Annotated in this window: 22 protein-coding genes and 1 other RNA gene; 8 read left to right on the top strand and 15 right to left on the bottom strand. The window is 34.2% G+C overall.

Going from position 1 to position 18,534, the window contains the following annotated elements; all coding sequences use genetic code 11:
- Positions 1-30 precede the first annotated feature (30 nt).
- The 4 genes from rpe (at position 31) to ACRD7B_RS07350 (ending at position 2,506) form a co-directional block, all read left to right on the top strand.
- Positions 31-681, top strand: coding sequence for a ribulose-phosphate 3-epimerase (gene rpe / locus ACRD7B_RS07365; protein ID WP_430823851.1), 651 nt, complete (start codon positions 31-33; stop codon positions 679-681).
- An 83-nt stretch (positions 682-764) separates the two neighbouring features.
- Positions 765-1,165, top strand: a transfer-messenger RNA (tmRNA) gene (ssrA, locus tag ACRD7B_RS07360).
- Positions 1,166-1,310: 145 nt separating this feature from the next.
- Complete coding sequence (locus ACRD7B_RS07355) at positions 1,311-1,919, top strand: phage integrase SAM-like domain and Arm DNA-binding domain-containing protein (protein WP_430823850.1); 609 nt, start codon at positions 1,311-1,313, stop codon at positions 1,917-1,919.
- 5 nt (positions 1,920-1,924) lie between these two features.
- A complete protein-coding gene (locus ACRD7B_RS07350; RefSeq protein ID WP_430823849.1) occupies positions 1,925-2,506 on the top strand; it encodes a site-specific integrase in 582 nt (193 codons plus the stop codon).
- Between the two features lie 369 nt (positions 2,507-2,875).
- On the opposite strand, the gene ACRD7B_RS07345 is transcribed toward ACRD7B_RS07350, so the two are convergent.
- The 3 genes from ACRD7B_RS07345 to ACRD7B_RS07335 all read right to left on the bottom strand — a co-directional run bounded on the left by ACRD7B_RS07345 (position 2,876) and on the right by ACRD7B_RS07335 (position 4,512).
- A complete protein-coding gene (locus ACRD7B_RS07345) occupies positions 2,876-3,205 on the bottom strand; it encodes a hypothetical protein (RefSeq protein ID WP_430823848.1) in 330 nt (109 codons plus the stop codon).
- Positions 3,202-3,426 carry a type II toxin-antitoxin system Phd/YefM family antitoxin gene (locus ACRD7B_RS07340; protein ID WP_430823847.1) on the bottom strand — a complete coding sequence of 75 codons (225 nt, stop codon included), beginning with the start codon at positions 3,424-3,426 and terminating at the stop codon, positions 3,202-3,204. The genes ACRD7B_RS07345 and ACRD7B_RS07340 overlap by 4 nt, the downstream gene beginning before the upstream one ends.
- Positions 3,427-3,531: 105 nt before the next feature.
- On the bottom strand, positions 3,532-4,512 hold the full coding sequence (locus tag ACRD7B_RS07335; RefSeq protein ID WP_430823846.1) for a virulence RhuM family protein/type II toxin-antitoxin system death-on-curing family toxin: 981 nt from the start codon (positions 4,510-4,512) through the stop codon (positions 3,532-3,534).
- Between the two features lie 843 nt (positions 4,513-5,355).
- Here ACRD7B_RS07335 and ACRD7B_RS07330 point away from each other — a divergent pair.
- Together ACRD7B_RS07330 and ACRD7B_RS07325 are read left to right on the top strand one after the other, a co-directional pair.
- Positions 5,356-5,619 carry a hypothetical protein gene (locus ACRD7B_RS07330; RefSeq protein WP_430823845.1) on the top strand — a complete coding sequence of 88 codons (264 nt, stop codon included), beginning with the start codon at positions 5,356-5,358 and terminating at the stop codon, positions 5,617-5,619.
- A 17-nt stretch (positions 5,620-5,636) separates the two neighbouring features.
- Positions 5,637-6,035: a metallophosphoesterase family protein gene (locus tag ACRD7B_RS07325; RefSeq protein ID WP_430823844.1), complete on the top strand. Its 399-nt coding sequence runs from the start codon at positions 5,637-5,639 to the stop codon at positions 6,033-6,035.
- Positions 6,036-6,082: 47 nt separating this feature from the next.
- Here ACRD7B_RS07325 and ACRD7B_RS07320 read toward each other — a convergent pair whose 3' ends face one another.
- The 6 genes from ACRD7B_RS07320 to ACRD7B_RS07295 form a co-directional block, all read right to left on the bottom strand.
- On the bottom strand, positions 6,083-6,259 hold the full coding sequence (locus tag ACRD7B_RS07320) for a hypothetical protein (RefSeq protein WP_430823843.1): 177 nt from the start codon (positions 6,257-6,259) through the stop codon (positions 6,083-6,085).
- A complete protein-coding gene (locus ACRD7B_RS07315) occupies positions 6,250-6,513 on the bottom strand; it encodes a hypothetical protein (protein WP_430823842.1) in 264 nt (87 codons plus the stop codon). The genes ACRD7B_RS07320 and ACRD7B_RS07315 overlap by 10 nt, the downstream gene beginning before the upstream one ends.
- Before the next feature lie 124 nt (positions 6,514-6,637).
- Entirely contained in the window at positions 6,638-7,168 is a 531-nt protein-coding gene (locus ACRD7B_RS07310; protein WP_430823841.1) for a hypothetical protein, read from the bottom strand.
- 9 nt (positions 7,169-7,177) lie between these two features.
- A complete protein-coding gene (prfH, locus tag ACRD7B_RS07305) occupies positions 7,178-7,876 on the bottom strand; it encodes a peptide chain release factor H (RefSeq protein ID WP_430823840.1) in 699 nt (232 codons plus the stop codon).
- A gap of 7 nt (positions 7,877-7,883) precedes the next feature.
- Positions 7,884-9,329 carry an RtcB family protein gene (locus ACRD7B_RS07300; protein WP_430823839.1) on the bottom strand — a complete coding sequence of 482 codons (1,446 nt, stop codon included), beginning with the start codon at positions 9,327-9,329 and terminating at the stop codon, positions 7,884-7,886.
- A 510-nt stretch (positions 9,330-9,839) separates the two neighbouring features.
- Positions 9,840-10,853 carry a helix-turn-helix transcriptional regulator gene (locus ACRD7B_RS07295; protein WP_430823837.1) on the bottom strand — a complete coding sequence of 338 codons (1,014 nt, stop codon included), beginning with the start codon at positions 10,851-10,853 and terminating at the stop codon, positions 9,840-9,842.
- 759 nt (positions 10,854-11,612) lie between these two features.
- Here ACRD7B_RS07295 and ACRD7B_RS07290 point away from each other — a divergent pair.
- Positions 11,613-12,713 (top strand): slipin family protein, encoded by a 1,101-nt coding sequence (locus ACRD7B_RS07290; RefSeq protein WP_430823836.1) that lies wholly within the window; start codon positions 11,613-11,615, stop codon positions 12,711-12,713.
- 59 nt (positions 12,714-12,772) lie between these two features.
- Entirely contained in the window at positions 12,773-13,936 is a 1,164-nt protein-coding gene (locus tag ACRD7B_RS07285; protein ID WP_430823835.1) for an RtcB family protein, read from the top strand.
- A gap of 110 nt (positions 13,937-14,046) precedes the next feature.
- Here the strand turns inward: ACRD7B_RS07285 and ACRD7B_RS07280 are convergent, their stop codons facing one another.
- From ACRD7B_RS07280 to ACRD7B_RS07255, 6 genes are all read right to left on the bottom strand, one after another.
- Positions 14,047-15,345 (bottom strand): tetratricopeptide repeat protein, encoded by a 1,299-nt coding sequence (locus tag ACRD7B_RS07280; RefSeq protein WP_430823834.1) that lies wholly within the window; start codon positions 15,343-15,345, stop codon positions 14,047-14,049.
- Between the two features lie 94 nt (positions 15,346-15,439).
- A complete protein-coding gene (locus tag ACRD7B_RS07275) occupies positions 15,440-16,147 on the bottom strand; it encodes a hypothetical protein (protein ID WP_430823833.1) in 708 nt (235 codons plus the stop codon).
- Between the two features lie 82 nt (positions 16,148-16,229).
- Positions 16,230-16,682, bottom strand: a complete 453-nt coding sequence (locus tag ACRD7B_RS07270) for a hypothetical protein (protein WP_430823832.1) — start codon at positions 16,680-16,682, stop codon at positions 16,230-16,232.
- A 66-nt stretch (positions 16,683-16,748) separates the two neighbouring features.
- Positions 16,749-17,465 carry a hypothetical protein gene (locus tag ACRD7B_RS07265; protein WP_430823831.1) on the bottom strand — a complete coding sequence of 239 codons (717 nt, stop codon included), beginning with the start codon at positions 17,463-17,465 and terminating at the stop codon, positions 16,749-16,751.
- Positions 17,466-17,522: 57 nt separating this feature from the next.
- Entirely contained in the window at positions 17,523-18,077 is a 555-nt protein-coding gene (locus tag ACRD7B_RS07260) for a hypothetical protein (RefSeq protein ID WP_430823830.1), read from the bottom strand.
- A 38-nt stretch (positions 18,078-18,115) separates the two neighbouring features.
- Positions 18,116-18,433 (bottom strand): hypothetical protein, encoded by a 318-nt coding sequence (locus ACRD7B_RS07255; RefSeq protein WP_430823829.1) that lies wholly within the window; start codon positions 18,431-18,433, stop codon positions 18,116-18,118.
- Between the last annotated feature and the right edge of the window lie 101 nt (positions 18,434-18,534).

Here is an 18,534-nt window from a genome sequence, read left to right as displayed (position 1 = left end):
TTTGTGCCTTAACTAAAGAAAATAGGTATAATGAAACATTTAATTGCTCCATCTCTTTTAGCTGCAGATTTTAGTAATCTGAAGAAAGATGTCGAAATGATAAACCAAAGTGAAGCGGATTGGTTTCACCTCGATATTATGGATGGCGTATTTGTGCCTAATATTTCTTTTGGTATTCCTATTCTTGAATCGATAAAACCATTGGCAAAGAAACCTTTTGATGTGCATTTGATGATTACTGATCCAGATCGCTACATCGAAGCTTTTCAAAAGGCTGGTGCAGATATATATAATGTGCATTACGAAGCTTGTAATCACTTGCATCGTACGGTTCAATCCATTCATGCGTCGGGTATGAAAGCCGGTGTAACGCTAAATCCGCATACGCCTGTTGCTTTGCTCGAAGATATTGTTGCTGATTTGGATTTAGTATTATTAATGTCGGTTAATCCTGGTTTTGGTGGACAAAAGTACATTCAGAACACCTATTCAAAAGTGGCTCAATTAAAAGAGTTGATACTTAAAAAGAATAGTAGGGCATTGATTGAAGTGGACGGAGGTGTTGATAATAGCAATGCCAAACAATTGATCGATCAAGGTGCAGATGTGTTGGTGGCTGGTAGTTATATCTTTAAGTCGGCAAACCCAATGGAAACAATTGCTGGATTAAAATCTTTATAAACTAGAATAGTAGGATTCCTTTCTTCTGAATTGATATTGTATACTGCATTTTGTAGGTTTTTATTATCTTTGCCGCACACAATGGGGCTGACGTGGATTTGACAGCTTGGCAAAGTGGTGTGTAAGCATGTCGAGTGTCGTGATGCTGACTCGTAAAACCCGGATCTCAACCTTTTTAATTGGCGAAAATAATTACGCTCTTGCAGCTTAATCGAATTATAGTAGATTAGCTTAATTTCTTCACTAGGTGTTGAAACAAGACATCTCACGAATGCTACTGTTTTGAGGCGGTTCGTACTAGAGATGCTAGCAAAATCGAGACTAGGAAAAGGTAAACCTTGGGCTTTTTCCGAAATAAAGAGGATAAGGTAATAGTCGGTGGCTTTGATCCAGCTATTATTCGAAAATTAAGTCAAAGCTAAGCATGTAGAAAGCATATAGCTTCCTTGTCTGGACCGGGGTTCGATCCCCCGCAGCTCCACCAGAAAGTGAAATAAATTGAAACTAAAAACTTCAAATTATTTCACTTTCAGTTATTTAGACTAATTCCATTAAGCTTCTTGATAGTCTATATCTCAACTTATTTCCAGATTTGTTTGACAATTGTTTGTACACAAAATGGAAATATAATGAAAGCAAGAACAGAATTAAGGTTGAGAAAATCCTATTCAAGGCAAGATGGCTCACACCCAATTCATCTCAGACTAACAATTAACCGTCAATCAAGATATTTTTCTTTGAAAGTTTATTGCAAAGAAGAAAACTGGTTAAAAGAGAAGCAAGAAGTTAGATCTACAGTTGAAAACAGCGCTATCATTAATTTGATAATATCAGATGCCAAAACAAGGGCAAAAGCAATTCTCAATGACTTCACCCGTTTTAACAAGCCTCCAACATTTTTAGAATTTACAAATAAGTTTCGTGGCAATTTCTCTAAAGATAATTTTTACGCATTTGCGCTTTCATACATTAAAAATCATGAGGAGTTGTCTGCAAACACCAGACGAACATACAAAAGTCAACTTACGAAACTTAATAACCATACTAGAATAAAGAACCTATCATTAGCAGAGGTTAATAATCTTGATTTTATACAAGGTTATAAAAACTACATGCATACCATACTTGAAAATAAAACGAATACTATAACCAAGTCCCTCGGTTTTATAAAAGCTGTATTGAATGAAGCCATTAGAAATGATTTATTAGATACCAATGTTTCAATAAGATTAAGCTAAGTAAGGTGCCTGGTAAAAGAGAGTATTTAACCTCTTACGAAATAGAGTTGCTTGAAAAGTATTACAGCTCATCAAAAATACCTAAAGGGGAAAAGAATGTTCTTCAATATTTCTTATTTAGCTGCTATACCGGTTTGCGATTTATGGATGTTAAGCAATTAACCCCCAAACACATTATATCCAATTTAATTCTTTCAAATGAAGATGGAGGTATTGATGATTGGAGAACAGTAGAAAAACAAATGCATAAAACTAAAGTTGATGTAGTAATACCTCTAACTAAGAAAGCAATATCATATTTACCACAATATGAATATAAAACTAACCAGCCAATATTTAGGGTTATCTCCAATCAAAAAACCAATAAAACTCTTAGAAAATCAATAGCAAAATGTAAAATTGATAAAGCCAATAACATTAGTTTTCATTGTGCCAGGCACTCTTTTGCAACAAACACCTTACACAAAGGGGTGGCGCTAAAATATGTAAGTAAAATGCTTGGACATACAGATATTAAAACGACTGAGCTATATACAAAACCAAATAAGGATTATTTAATTGATGCAATGAGAATCATGAACCAGTAGTCCTTTTTTGATGGTGCTTTTTTGTACTTTAGTACTAGAGTCATGTAACTTGTTAATTTATTGTTCATTCACAAAGTACAAAAGAAGCACTTTTCATCCCTGTTAGTACAAACTTTCTTTGGCAAAGTATCAGATTGATTATTGCTCAATAAAAAATATTGAAACATTAATTATCACGTTTGTCTCTTCTAATAAGGGTTTCATGAGACTTTTTACATATACTAAATATGATATACTCCTTAAATGACGGATTTGCAGTTTAAATGGGAAAAATTCATTTGAAGTTGAGTACTATCAACTAAAGTAGATAGGTAAACTGCAAGTTTGTCATTTTAGAATCTCCTTTCATACTTTGGGTATCCGTTTATTTTATAGATGGTGAGAATCTACATGGTTATTACTGATGTAGCGAACAAGATAAATAAGCTCGTCTTCTTTCTCATATATACTAAAGAAGACATACCAGTGGGTGTTTTTATTTTTTTTGAAAGTAGCATATTGCATACCCTTGCCATATTTATTAAAATATTCAGGTGCTTTTTTAGTTAGCTTTGTGTGCAAAGACTCTTTAATATCATCTAATAATGAATCCACATAAGCAAGAGCGGACTCTTCAAATCCGAAGTATTCCTTTTGATAAAGGATTGTAGATAAATCATTAAAGTACTGAAGAGTTTCGGGAAGAAATAATATTCTCATTTATTCTGGTTGAATAACTTCTTTACATGTTCTTTTGCTTCCTCTCTGAACTCTTCCAAACCAATGGCTCTATTAAAATCTTCATCTGGCTTCAGGTACTCTCTTTTCTGAAGCACGAAGGTTTCTTTCTTCCCTCGTTGTATAATTATTTGTTCGCTTGCTGCTAAATCAAGATATTTCTTCATATTGCCGCGAAGCTCTGCCGAACTAATTACTCTCATAACGCAAATATTTTGATGTACATTATAATGTACAAATATACAAAATAATCCTCTTCAATTAGCTATGTTTGTGCACTATTCTATTTGCGTATCGTGAGACTATACTTAATAATTTCGATTAAGTATAGAAATAACCAATTGCTTTACAACATCAGCTTCTTCGGTTTTACTTGTGGCAACAAATAATGTTAGTGCTGCTAGAGTACTATTATCTATTAGTGGCTTACCGTTGGGTTTTATAAGAGAGTTGTTTTGTTCTAAAAAGAAAACAAAACATGCTGCTGCAATACGCTTGTTACCATCTACAAATGAATGGTTTTTCACTACGTAATAGAGAAGGTTAGCAGCTTTTTCTTCAATGGTAGGATATAAATCTTCACCACCAAAACCTTGCATAATTTGGCCTATCGAACTTCTAAAGCTATCATCTTTAGGTTGTGCAAATACATCCGATTCAAAATCTGAGTACATATTATTTATAAGCTCCATATACATGCCAAAACTTGGATAGGTAGTACTTTTTAAGGTAGTACCTCTTTTATCAAGCTCTTCATGGTCGTAATCATCAAGCAAAGCTAAGCCTTTCGAAAAAAGCCTAAATACCTCTTTACTATCGTCATTTGTTGCTTCTTCAATGGCACGATTAATAATTCTAATCCCTGTTTTTAAATATTCAACTTCCTGTTGTTTTTGTGCCAACCGATTTTCATTTATAGCATATCCTTTTACGAGATAATCTTTCAGTCGTTGTGTAGCCCATTGACGGAATTGAGTGCCTTGTTGTGATTTTACACGATAACCGACAGAAATAATTACGTCGAGATTATAAAACTCGACTTCCTTAGTTTGCGTTTTTCCGCTGATAGCACCGTGCCGAGTGGTAGTCGCAAATTTTGCGACAACCACTTCACGAGTTAATTCTCCTTCATTAAATACATTATTTATATGCTTACCAATAGTTTTAACATCACGGCCAAATAGTTCGGCCATATGATGTCTATTTAACCAAACTGTTTCGTTTTCAAACTGAACCTGTATTTCGGTTTGGTTATCGTTGGTTTTAAATATTTCTATGCTACTATCCATGTTTTTTCTTTCTAACCTCTTTTCAGTCTTGATTCAAGTGCGTATTAGAGACAAGGTATAATTCATCAATATGATCTAATGACAAGGTTGAAATATCTTTTCCCCGATCTAATGATATAGAGTCCTCTTCTTCATCATAGCTAACTATTTCCCCTTGATAAATTACATTATCAACGTGGATAATAACTTGCGAATTGGATTGATTAAAGAATATCTGTCTTAGGATTAATCGTTGTTGATTTTTTTCTATTTTGTGCATCATTATTGCGTTTAAAGAGACTTTTTGCATATACTATATATGTAATATTTAAGCTTGTGATTTTTCATGTGTCATTTCTAACAAGCCAAAGAAAATTATCTACTTTTAAACTGTCCGGTTTTCGGGGAAGCTTACAGTGGGTGTGAACCTCCACTATATCTAGTTACAGAAGGTACGACCAAGCACCCGAGCAAACTAAATAAGCGAAAGGAACACACCCATGTAGAGTGCGTTCACTTCCTAACTTCTCCTGCTCAGTTAAATTGGTCGTTTTTCTGTAGAGAAGCGTCAGTGACGCAATAATTTATTCTAATATGTTAGCTCAAAAATAGTAAATCTATTTCAACATGCATGGTTTAATTGTTTCTTTAGTAATTTAATTATGTAAGAATAATTCTCTTCCCTTATGCCTTCCGCAAAAATGATGCTTAGTTTGCTGTATAAAGAAAGTTTTCTCAAATTTGTTTATTATCCTAAACTAATGCTAAAGTAAAATGGCAATCACTCAGAAACTAACTGTGATACAGGAAGAAGTTCGGTTAAAGGAATTCATAAAATCCAGTGAAATATCAAAACAGCAAATTATGAATGCTTTTAACATTGCAGAAAACCTTGTTTTAATGCGACTGTTGAGTCAATTGTTAAACAGAATACCTTCAGATGATGATTATGAGATGTTATCTTTTGAAGAATACGATGAAGAATACGAAACAGGTCGAATTGTTTTCTTCTGTGAAGTTAAAATTGGAAAACTGATTATGGGTGGGACTAAAGATTATCTCGAATGTTTATTATCTGGAGAAGATATATTTATGGCCTTTTACCCAATTGAAATTGAGGAACTCTAAACCAATTCCTTAATGCCTTGGAAGACTTTCAGCAGAATGTGGCTTGGAATTATAATGGAGGTAATACAACTCTTCAAAGTTTTGGAGTTAATGAACCAACTGAAATTAGTACTAAGTACATTGACTTTATTAGCTCACTGAAGTATTATCATATTGAAGATGATATAATACTTGTTCATGCAGGATTGAATGATAATGTTATCAATCCATTTAATGACATGCATCAGATGCTTTGGAGTCGCAATAATAAATACAGCAATCCTGTTTTGATAGGAAAATCAATCATTCATGGACATACCCCGATATCTGTTGAGAATTGTGAGAAGATAGTTCTGTCAAACTCAAATATAATTAACCTTGACACTGGTTGTGTTTATAAGGAAAAAAAGGGCTTCGGAAAACTTACAGCTCTGTGATATTCTTGATCATATAAAATCTGCAAGCTCAGACGTTAAGCAATATCTTAAAGAACAATGCCAGGACTTACTTCAAGATGATGGCCTAACGGAAGGAATTGAATGTGCTTTGCCATATTCAGCAGGTGACGAAAGAGTTGATTATATAATTGAGCAGATTGAAGCAATAGCAAAGATGTAAAAAAGCAGGCACCTAAACTAGATGCCTTAAATTCTACTTCCATTGTCTTTTACGGTAGCGTTTCCAGTTACGGTTACGCATCTTTAATACAGTTGCATTGGTGCATTCAATGCCATGAGGGAAACAGTATGGGCAACCACCCATTTTTTGAAAATTGTGAATTCTGGATATTTGACAATTCCCAATTTTACGTGGAATTTCAACTATTCCATACTCATCAGTACCAAAAGCTTTTCTGATACGGTGTTCATATTTCGTCTTAATGTGAATATGGAGTGCCCAATCTGAATCTTTCATTTGTTCCTAGTTATTGTAAATACTTAACTAGGAGCTCCTCTATATTTTGTGCGAAACAATAACATAACTTGTTGTTTTAAATATCAATGTAGTTAAAACTATTCAATTGCAAATGGTTTTATGATTATGAAGACGTTTTCTGACTTTCGTTTTCTTCCTCATTTGTTTTTTTAACATACTTTCTTTTCATTTTCACTCTTTTGATTTCACTATTTAAATAATTCATAAACTCCTCATTGTATGCTTCCAATCTTGCTTCTTTGTATAATAAAAGTGCTTTTTCATAGTCATGTTGATATTCTTGAATCAAGGCTTGAAAAGCGTAAGTTCTTGCCAAATCAACCCCTTTAATTTTATTGGTGTAAATGATGAGTTTTTTGGCTTTATCATATTCCTTAAGTATAATAAGCAACAAAATGTAATCCATACAGACATTTAGATCATCAGGATTGCTGGCTAATGCTGTTAAGTAATATTGCTCTGCTTTTGGCAAATTATTTAATTGTTCCCTATGCAGTTTACCCATTAAGTAATTAGCCCCTATATGTTCATTGTTATGACTTAAGGCATAATTCAAATTCTCAATAGCTTCTTCCAGGTTGAATGGATATTGATCGAGTGCTTTTATATAGTATTGATCTGCTAATGTGCTCATAATTAATATTTATTCTTTCGAAAGAATATCCCTTACTTCATTTTTAAGGGATAGTCTTCTGGATTTGTAATTCCTATTATTTTTTTGAACTTTAAAATCACTTCCAACAAAAGTTTTGATAGGGTTACCTCTTACAATTTCATTGTGATTTTGCCAGTTCTCTTTAACCAATGCTTTTTTCTGATTGACTTGTTCCAGTTTTAAAAGTTGGAATAATCGTTCTTTGGCCAGTTTCTTATTTTGTAATTGCGATCTACTTTCGGATGAAACCACTTGCAAGCCTGTTGGAATATGAGTAGCTCTAATCGCAGTACTAACTTTATTCACATGTTGACCACCGGGCCCTCCGGAACGAATGGCTTGATAGGCAATATCCCTATCAGTTATTTGAATAATTTCCTTCACGAACTGCAACTCGTTTATAGCTACATACCAATTCTTTCTCTTATTGTATTTACGGTATTCGCTTTGACCAATCCATTGAATGGTTCCAGCCCATTGTTTAATAAAGTTATTAACATTGGTGCCGTCTAACTGAATGGTTACTGAATACAAGGTTCTACTCTCTATACCTTCTTCCCGATGAAGAATTGTGTAATTTAAATTGTTGGTACTCGCTTCTTTTATGATGATTTTAAGAATTTGTGCCACCACCCAGCAGCATTCTGCCGGGCCTCTTCCTGATGTTATTTGTATAATCTTTTCCATTTCTTTATTATTTATCCATTCTTACAATTTGTGGGTAAAACTTTCCCTCAATATTGACGAGATCTTTCTGACTTCGCATGACCTCTTCTATGTTTTTATAGGTCATTGGTGCTTCGTCCACGGTACCGCCAATAGTTGTAACGCCAGTTTGTTTTAATTTCTTTTTTAGCTCACTACCGGTAATAGATTCTTTGGCCTTTTTCCGACTCATTTTTCTTCCTGCCCCATGCGAAGCGGAGAAAAGTGAATCCGCAGCTCCATTGCCTGTGACTATATAACCGGGATCAATCATATTTGCCGGAATAATTCCTAATTGGCCTTTGTTTGCCGGAGTCGCACCTTTTCGGTGTACAATTAATTCCTTACCATCATGAATCTCTTTCCATGCAAAATTGTGATGATTTTCAATTTTGGCTATTGCTTTTACACCCATTGACTTTGCCAATTTGTAATGAATAACATCATGACAAGCTTTAGCGTAATCACCGGCAAGATTCATCGAAAGCCAATATTCTTGTCCGGCTTCGCTACCTAAATCGAGCCAGGCTAAATGTTTGGCTTTTTTAGGGAGGTGGCATTTTTTCATTGCAATTTGTGTATAATGACTTGCTATTGCAGCGCCTAAGCCTCTTGAACCGGAATGTGCTAATATGCCAAGGTAATTCCCTTCTGGTATTTTTAAGCGATTGTTTGGGCCGAGCTCAACAATTCCGACCTCCACAAAGTGATTTCCCGACCCTGAACTTCCTAATTGCATTTTAGCTTTTCCATGTAATTGTTTTAATAAAGCTGTTTCATGAAATTCAGATCTATCCAGCACTTCATGATCTTCAGTCTGCTTAAATACTTTGCCTATTCCAAAATGCGTATTCTCCTTAAGTGATGTCTTTATTTGATAGCCATTTCGTTTAATAAATTCTGCAGGAACATCGTAAATACTCAACGACATACGACACCCGATATCCAAACCAATACCATATGGCATTACTGAGTTTTCTGTAGCCAATACGCCCCCAATTGGTAAGCCATAACCCACATGTGCATCAGGCATAAGGGCACCACTAACACTAATTGGAAGTTGCATAGCAACCTTCATTTGTTCAATGGTTTCAGGTGTGATCAGTTGACCTCCATACATTTTGAAAGACTTTTCTACAACATCTAAGTTGTAAACAGTACCGCCTTCTATTCTTGTTCTTCCAATAAATTCTTCGGCTAACTTTGAAAATGCATTATGACTTATGAATTCTTTCGGATTTAAAAGTACATCCTCAAGTAGTTTTAGTTTTTCTGGTTTTGACAGATGTTTAAAGTTCTGTTGCATAATATCTATTGCTAAACTTTTTGCTCTGTCCGACTTATAATTTATTTGCTTAAGGTCTTTGCCTTTTAACTTGTAATTGCCCATTATGGTGCGATATATGGTCTCATAATATGGATGGTATTTATTCATTCCGTTTAAATTCTGAATAAGAATTCATTAAACTCATCATGCCAAACATGATTGACGAAAAAAAACAAGTCCATTTAATTACAGACAGTTTGTAGATCAGCTATTCAAACGGCAGTTAAAAATGACCAAGCTGAATTATCGATCTACTCAAAAAAATTGAATATGATTATGAACCGAAAGGGTATAAAAAATCCCGATCGATTGGATCAGGACGGAGTATCTTAAAACTAGGAATTATCTAGCCTTTCCTGATCGCTTGTTTTGTATGTGTAGTAAATTCCAACATAATGCTTTCCCTTTCTTTAGTATATATTACCTAGGTGAAATGCGTTGCAAAGATAATGGCAATTATTTCACTTTTACAAATGTTTATTGAAAATAATATTCTATGCCATATTTAAAGCAAGCAATTTACACATGGCACCAATGCAACCAAAACAACTCTAAATAAGAATATTGCAACAAAATAAAAATGAATTATTTTAGCAAGAAATAATATTAGAATAAATTTTAATCAATGTAATGTTCACTAGATATTTTAGCCAAATTACCAATTCTTTTTCTTAATGAAGGAGGAGATAATACCTCTAATCCCGGACCAAAACCCAATAACAAACGCTCCAATTCATAGTTAAGAGTTAACTTAATAGAAATAGTAATTCCTTTCGGAGTTTGCTCTAGTACATGTTGCGAATTATGTATTGGTTTGGTTAATACATAAGGTGCGTTCTCAGCATTTATAAACAATTTGATAGTCCGTGGCATTAGACCATGATTAACAGTCACACCAATGACGTTTTCGTAATAAGATGTTGGATCAAAGAATGGATCATCCTTAAACGGTATTTTTTCTTGTACTTCAAAGGTGTGTATCCTGTCCAACGCCAAATTCATAATCATATCTCCTTTTTTTTGTTTTCCAATCAGAAACCAACGGTTATTGAATTCTTTAAGTAAATAGGGATTGAAGTAGATACGATTGGCACGTTTAGCTTTAAAGGATTGATATTCAACTTTGATTACTTGTTTTTTGAGGACCGCTTGATAAAGGCCATTGAGGTATTCCAAACCTTTTAAGTTTTCATTTCGATCAATATGAATAATTGGTCGCGATTGGCTGTGTTCTGTATGAATTTTGTTTTCCAACTTTTGAATAAGCCCGGTCATTTCTTTAAAATGACTAAATCCCTGAAACTGCTTTAAAATTTCTACAGCATCTCCCAGCTTATTTAAGTCCTGTTCTGATAAAGGTAATTGTGTTATGGAATACTCAGCATCTTCATACTCGTAGTATTTTTTATCAACGACAATTATAGGTGCATTGTATCCTAGTTTTTCACTTCGCATGGTTTGAATATCCATTTGAACAGTACGTCTGCTTACTCCTTTATCTATGCCTTCATATTCATATAGTGCATCAGAACAAGCATCAATCAGATCTTCCAGAGTCCATTTCCGATATTTATTTCGCAGACATTTATCAATTGTAGTATAGCGAATTAAGGCATTTCTATTAGCAGGCATATCATAAATTTTTAGAAAAATAGAAAATTAATATCTACTACGCAAAAAGACTGCGCAGTAGTGTTTAATCTTTGTATCGTCAATGTGATAAAACGATCTTTGAATACATATCACTTTTATGTGAATAAAATATTACTCCTAGATATAGGAGTTTAAGAAATGATGAAGAGAGTTTGCAAGACGAGATGAAAGTTTCTGTATAGCTTCATAGTATTGACTTGGTTAAGATCAATATCCTGCTTGTATTCCGACTGATTCATGCACCACGATGTGGGTTGGAGGTTCGAATCCTCCTTCTGGCGTATAACCAGTATAGCTCAATCGGTAGAGCAATTTCTCCATGGCTGAGTCTTATGACGACAGGTTCGAATCCTGAATTGAGGTTAACCACCTCTGATTAACGGTTACATGAAAGTAGAATGACTATGGACCAGTTATCATTTTCGAATGATGACAATCTTTGCATAACCTGAGAATCCGGTGTTAGAATTGCTAAGGTTAATTACTTCCTCTATTGATGAGAATATTCGTCTTGAATATCAATCAACAGAAAAACTAATTTATCTAAAGTAGATCTACCTTTATTCCCGTTAGCAAAGATGGTTTTGTCGTTCTGCTTTCATTTTAAATGAATTAAAAACAAACTAAATATACCTTAAGGTGAAACGAACATGAATTTTAGTATGCTAAACTTCCCACTAAGCATAAATAAAATTCATCGTGAGTTCCATCTGACAAATGAGAATAAATATTGAACAGATGAAACGAGTAAGGATAAACGAGGGTAAAGTAGCCTTAGTATTTAGAAAAGGCAATTTTTTTAAAGTATTAAAAGCTGGCGTATACTGGGTAAGGTATACCGACAAAGTAGGCATTTGCAATATGTCACAACCTTTCACATTTTCAATGGAATTAAATATTTTGTTGCGGAATGAAGAGTTGGCCAATATGTTAGAGGTAATAGAAGTATTGGATGATGAAATAACCTTAAAATACGAGAATGGCATTTTTATGGAGGTGCTTACACCTGGACGATATGCTTTTTGGAAAGGGGCTACTAATTTTGCTTTCGAGAAAATTGATAGGTCTCAGACTGATGTTATTGATAATGTAAAGCAAGCAGTATTAACCCGACCTGAATTAAATAGCTACGTGAGAAGCTTTCGGGTTGAATCATACGAAAAAGGATTGCTTTTTATAAATGGTACATTAATAAAAGAATTAGATAATGGTGTATACTATTTCTGGAATAATGCAACGCCGATAGTCGTTATGAAAGCTGATTTGCGCCAAGCACAAATGGAAGTATCAGGTCAAGAATTATTGACTAAGGATAAAGCCGCTTTACGCATGAGTTTCTTTGCCAGCTACAAGGTGGTAGATGTCATTAAAGCATTAACAGAGAACTTGGATTACACGAAACAATTATATGTTGCAATTCAGTTAGCTTTACGTGCCTACGTGGGCACATTAACTTTAGATGAAATTCTTGAGCGCAAGGAAGAAGTGACCAGTTTTGTGATGTCTGCCGTCAAAGAAAAAGCATTAAGTTTTGGTGTAGACTTGATAGATGGTGGAGTAAGAGATATCATATTACCAGGCGATGTTCGTGAAATCATGAACCAAGTTTTAATTGCGCAAAAAAAGGCACAGGCCAATATCATCACAAGGCGTGAAGAAACTGCTTCTACACGCAGCTTATTAAACACCGCTAAATTGATGGAAGACAATAAAATGTTGTTCAAGTTGAAGGAAATGGAATATGTTGAAAAGATTGCCGATAAGATAAACACCATATCTTTATCTGGCGGTGGTCAAATTGTTGACCAATTGAAAGATATCTTTTCACCTACAAACTAATAAAGAATCATTGTAGGATGCATATTCATAGTGCATCCTACAATACAATAAAGAAGAAAATGAAACAAGTTATATCATCCGAAAAACGACCAATTAAAATGTGGTTGGATGAAATTGAAGAAAATGCCTTAACACAAGCCAAGAATATGGCTAATTTACCATTTGTCCATAAACACGTGGCTTTAATGCCTGATGCCCATATGGGATATGGAATGCCTATAGGTGGTGTATTAGCAACTAAAGGAGTGATTATACCAAATGCTGTGGGAGTAGATATTGGATGTGGTATGTGTGCCATGCGTACTAATATTGAAGATGCTGATTCGGAAACGCTAAAGCAAATAATGAGTCAATTACGAAAGTTGATTCCTGTGGGATTTACTTGGCATAAGAAAGCCCAAGATGAGAAATACATGCCTCAATCTGATGAATTGCCAATGTTAGTGGAACGCCATATAACCAAGGCACAGCAACAAATAGGATCGCTTGGAGGCGGTAACCATTTTATAGAAATTCAACATGGGTCCGATGGGTTTATATGGGTAATGATTCATTCTGGCAGTAGAAATCTTGGTAATCAGGTGGCACAACATTATAACAAAATAGCTAAAAACTTAAATGAACGTTGGCACTCAACAGTACCTGCATCGTACGACTTAGCTTTTTTACCCATCGAAACAGAAGAAGCTCATGCCTATATGAAGGAGATGAACTACTGTGTTGATTTTGCATTTGCCAACAGACGATTAATGATGGAGCGTGTTCAGAATGCATTTATGGAAGTTTTCAAAGGTGAAGTAGAATTTAATGACTTGATAAATATTGCGCATAACTACGCAGCCTGGGAAAATCATTTCAATGAAAATGTATTAGTACACCGAAAAGGAGCAACACGTGCCCGCTTGGGTGAAACAGGAATCATCCCGGGTTCTCAAGGAACCAAGTCCTACATTGTTGAAGGATTGGGAAATCCTGAAAGTTTTGAATCCTGCTCACATGGCGCAGGCCGAGTAATGGGCCGAAAACAAGCTCAACGAGAATTAGATTTAGAAACCGAAATTAAACGTTTAGATGACAAAGGCATCGTTCATAGCATTAGAAATCGAAAGGATTTGGACGAAGCTGCCGGAGCCTATAAGGATATTGATACAGTGATGGCCAATCAGACTGATTTGGTAAAAGTTAAAGTGGAGCTGGAACCTTTGGCAGTGGTGAAGGGGTAAATAAAAAGTGCCTATTTGGGCACTTTTTTACTTCCTTATCTCTACCGCTATATTAACATAGGAAGATGTTATGTCACCAGGATCTTTTTTGGATCAAACTACCAAATTATTTACTTCTTATTATAAAAATCAGCTTTAGCTCCTAAGTTAGTCCATGAACTATATGATTCTGGATAGCCCAAACTATCTGCTATGGCAAAATCTCTTTTAAAGCCAATACTATCACCTATCATATGTTTGGCAGCACCACGATTATTAAAGCAAATACCACAATTATACCCCTCATAAAGTTCTGAAAGCAAAATAGCTTGATTGTAATCCTCTATTGCTTCACGATAGAGATGAAGATTATATTTTGCATCACCTCTATTCAAAAAGCAATTTGGGTTTGTTGAATCAATTGAAATAGCTCTATTGTAATTCTTAATAGCCTCTATATCGTTCCCTAGAATAGACAAAGAATAGCCTTTGTTATTGTAATAATGTTCATTATTAGGGGCGTACTCTAATGCTTTATTCAAATGCACTATTGCACTATCGTATTTATTAGTTGCCTGGTAAGCTAAGGCAATTGTACCATGAGGAGCATCCTTACCAAAATCAAGATTACCAATTACTTTATAACATAGGTCAATACTTACATCATAATTTCCCAAATCAAACTCCAAACTAGCCAAAGAAGACATAATTCCATAGTGTTCGGGATTATATTTTAGTGTTTCGTAGTAATACTTTCTTGCCTTCTCAAAATCACATTTTTCTTCATAAATACTACCAACATTTCCTAATGCAGCAGTATTTTTAGGTTCAAGCTCTAATGATCTCAGATAATCTTCAATAGCATTATCAAAATCATCAATTTTATACCTAGAATAGCCCCTTGAACGTAAAGCGATGGCATAATTTGAATTCAATGCTATAGCATCCCTATAATACTTTATGGCCTTTTCATAGTTCTCCAACTCCTCATAACACCTACCAAGCGAGTATATGGCCGTAATATTCTGATCATCGTATTCTATTGATATCTCGTAGTAGTAAATGGCACCATCATAGTCCTTATCTTTAAAAAAGTCACCGGCTGTTCTTTCAAATCCAGCAGATAATTCCTTGTGCTTAGTTGCCGCATTGATTTCTTTAACAGTAAAAATGAGCATAATAGTCGCAATACTTAGTGACAAGGAAACCCAAACGGTTTTCCACCTTCTTTTTTTTGATTTTAATTGCACTAATTGTTGCTGTATATCTTCCATCTCATCAGTAATAGGAGATTTACTGACGCAATTGCCTACGAAACTGGGTTGTTCATTCGATAAGCCACAAATTAAACCGATTTGATTATCAAAAGACTTATTTGAACAGTTATTGCAGTATTCAATGTATTGTTGACGGGTTAAAGGCTGTGACATTAATGTAATCTTTATGTTGTTGGATACTTTATCTTAATTTATGAAGTGTAATCAAATAACCATACCACTTTAAATGTGTCATGTATGAATGATTCTACCACCATTCTTCCAATTCCCTTTTTAATGCTTCCTGGTCATTTAAATTGTATGCTTCATCAATGTCATCCCAGCCTTTATTGTCAAATTTACTACAAGGACTAAAGACAGCCGCTCCACAATCAAATCCGCTTACATTTGGCACTCTATAATCACCCCAAAAACAGATTTTGGATTTTTTAGTACTGTTACTTATCCATTCACCAACAAACAGATTGTTACTCATATCATCAGCACTCGCTCTCAAATCATTATAGAATAATTTCCCCTTATGAATATAAAACTCGGAAGCAGAAACGCCTTTAAATACTCCTGTATGCAGTTGCCTTTTATTCTCAACTAAATTGTAATCACAGAAAAGAACACCAATCTTTTCAGGATTCACTTTACTACTGGAAGGCATATCATATTCTTCCTTAGGAAATAAGCGTATAGTTCGTATCTTCAAAACACCAGTAAACTCACAAACATTACCTTTAACATTTGTTTTGCCATAAGCATAATAAGTATCAGGATTAAACGGATCTTTATTTATTGAAATCCATTTAATTTTGATGCGTTGCATATCATCTCCTATTACGCCATAAATACTTGATGAATGCGTTTTTAATAGTACAGAAGAAAAATCGAATGAATTCAGCTCACTTTTATGCTCATCTATTCCTAAGCCCAAATCATTTAAATAGAATTTATACCAATTATCCATTGGTTGATACTTTTGGCTCTGTAGCGGCAGTTGGGTAAAAAGACAAAATAAAAAGATTATATATTTCATTTTAAAGCATTTATTAATTGGTTCTTAAATCATCACTATCCAATATTCCTCTAATCATTTTAATTTCTTCTGGTTCATTTTCATTCATATGCTGAAAGTCATGTCGGTAACGCAACTGCAACTCTGAACCAAATGCATATTTCTCTTTTAATTTTAGTATGTATATATACGAGTACTTTATTCTGAAGGTAGTACCTCCAAGAGCGTGAGTTATTGATTTAATTGACTTTAGCGGCACTTCAATTTCTGTACGATTATGCATTACCCTTATAATATTACTCTCAATTACAGCAGCTTTAATATTATGCTTATACATATAAGGAGTGGCCAATATGTAAACAATACCAAGTGATATAATAAAATAGATCCAATCGTTAGTAATCAATAAGACAAAGACACCAACAAAGATCATTGCCATACCAACTGCCGATAATGAGCTTAATCTGTGATCAACTGGTAATTTCATATCAGATGCAATTGAATATTACTCCCAACAATATATAACTTAAAAATCTAATCATGCTATTCAATATTAATCAAACACTAAATCATCATATCGATTAGCAACCATATTCCAAACCATCACTCTTGTTCTTGATTCTTCGATATCAGCAATAGTAAGGGCATCAGTTGTAATGCGGTATGTAGTATCAATAGCTTCCAGCACTTTTTCCTTTTCGGTTTCAATAATATGTGACACAAACCATTTCTTACTCTGTGAGTCATATACCAATGGAGCTTGCCTCAATTTATAGCTTCTATAATCAGCACCCAACTTATGTATTGATAAGACTAGTTGTTCGGTCGAATCCTTTAGCAACAGCAAGGCGTGATCAAGAATCGAATCATTATTAAAATGACCAGAGCAATAATAAGGCAGGTTATTATCATTTGAATAGCCATCGAAGTAATATTCTGGATAATCATTGACTTCGGGCAATCTGTATTCAGAAAATTTTGAACTTACAAATTCGAGTAAGTCATTTGGCAAAGGTCTTGTATCAAAAGGTGGTCTGACTGGTAATGGACCGTTTGCATTAAGTACAAGTGTATCTTCAGTATTTTGTCGTGATGTTAGCTTAAAATGATTATCCTCTAAATCAGACATCTCTTTAACCTGACTTGTATCTTCTGTTTGCTTTATTTCTCCATATAAATAGAGAATTAGGGATGATATAATTGTCAATGTTATATATCCATAAGCCTTATAGGAACGTTTCCTATTCCTTTTATTAAAAAACCTCTTCATAAACAACCATAATTACTTTGACTAGATACCAAGGTATTACTTACAACTACTAAAGAACTAAAAATTCTTAAGAACATATATTGCAGTCAGGACAAATGGAATCGCATACAACACTAAAATAATGAGATTCTTAATCATGGACGGTTCATCATCTGGCTTAAACCATGGGTTATCAATCTTCATTCTACTCTTTATAAATGCTGTCATCTTATCATCACCAAATAGTTGTTGCTCTTTTTTATCTAAAAAATACGCGACTTTCTTACTCTCACCAGATCTAGTATCCTTGTACTTGATGGTGATGAACCATGGACTTGTAAAATCAAATTTAGTAACCCACTCTATTTGCTTATATTCTATTAGAGTTTCACGTTTAAAGTCTTTCACCAAAAGTCCATCTTCAGACGCTTCAACATACCTTAGTTTAATAGGAGTTTGTATAATAAAGTATGCCAATCCAAGAGCCATTATTAAGGTCATATGTGTCATCTCAATTGGAGGCTCTTGCTCAAGATCATTAAGAATTGTTAGGTTTAATCCTATCGCAAGAGGAAAGACAAAGGGTATAACACACCTTACAATAGTAGTAAATTTGTAGCTTTTATAAACCATGTGAAACTGCAATTAGATTTAATAGGATTAAAAAAATATTAAAATAACTGAAATAGAAACAAAAGAACTATCGGACTCATAAAAACCAACAGAAAGGTGACATAATCCTTACGGTTCTGACCTTTGTGAATCATTGATAGAACACCAAACACAACAATAGTTAGCAAGGATATAAAAAGTGTAATAACCAACATACCGGCATTAGCTGCACCGCATGAATGGGGATAACTGGCCTTACCAGAAGTAAACCAATGGATAAAGTATCCCCATAAGCCACAATAGGCTATTAATGCTAATGTGGAAAAGACATGTCGTTTAACTAGTCCAAGTATTTTAACTAAAATCTCTTTTAGCATAGCGCTTTGGAATTACAAATAAAAACCGGACGTTTTTTTAAGACCTTAAGCCGCAATTAAAACTTGGTAATAATTTAATTCATATTCAATGGGAGTTACAT

It is taken from the genome of Carboxylicivirga fragile (assembly GCF_050589805.1).
Classification (GTDB): Bacteria; Bacteroidota; Bacteroidia; order Bacteroidales; family Marinilabiliaceae; genus Carboxylicivirga; species Carboxylicivirga fragile.
The sequence above is the reverse complement of the archived record's forward strand: the minus strand, read 5'-3'. Positions and strand labels throughout refer to the sequence as shown.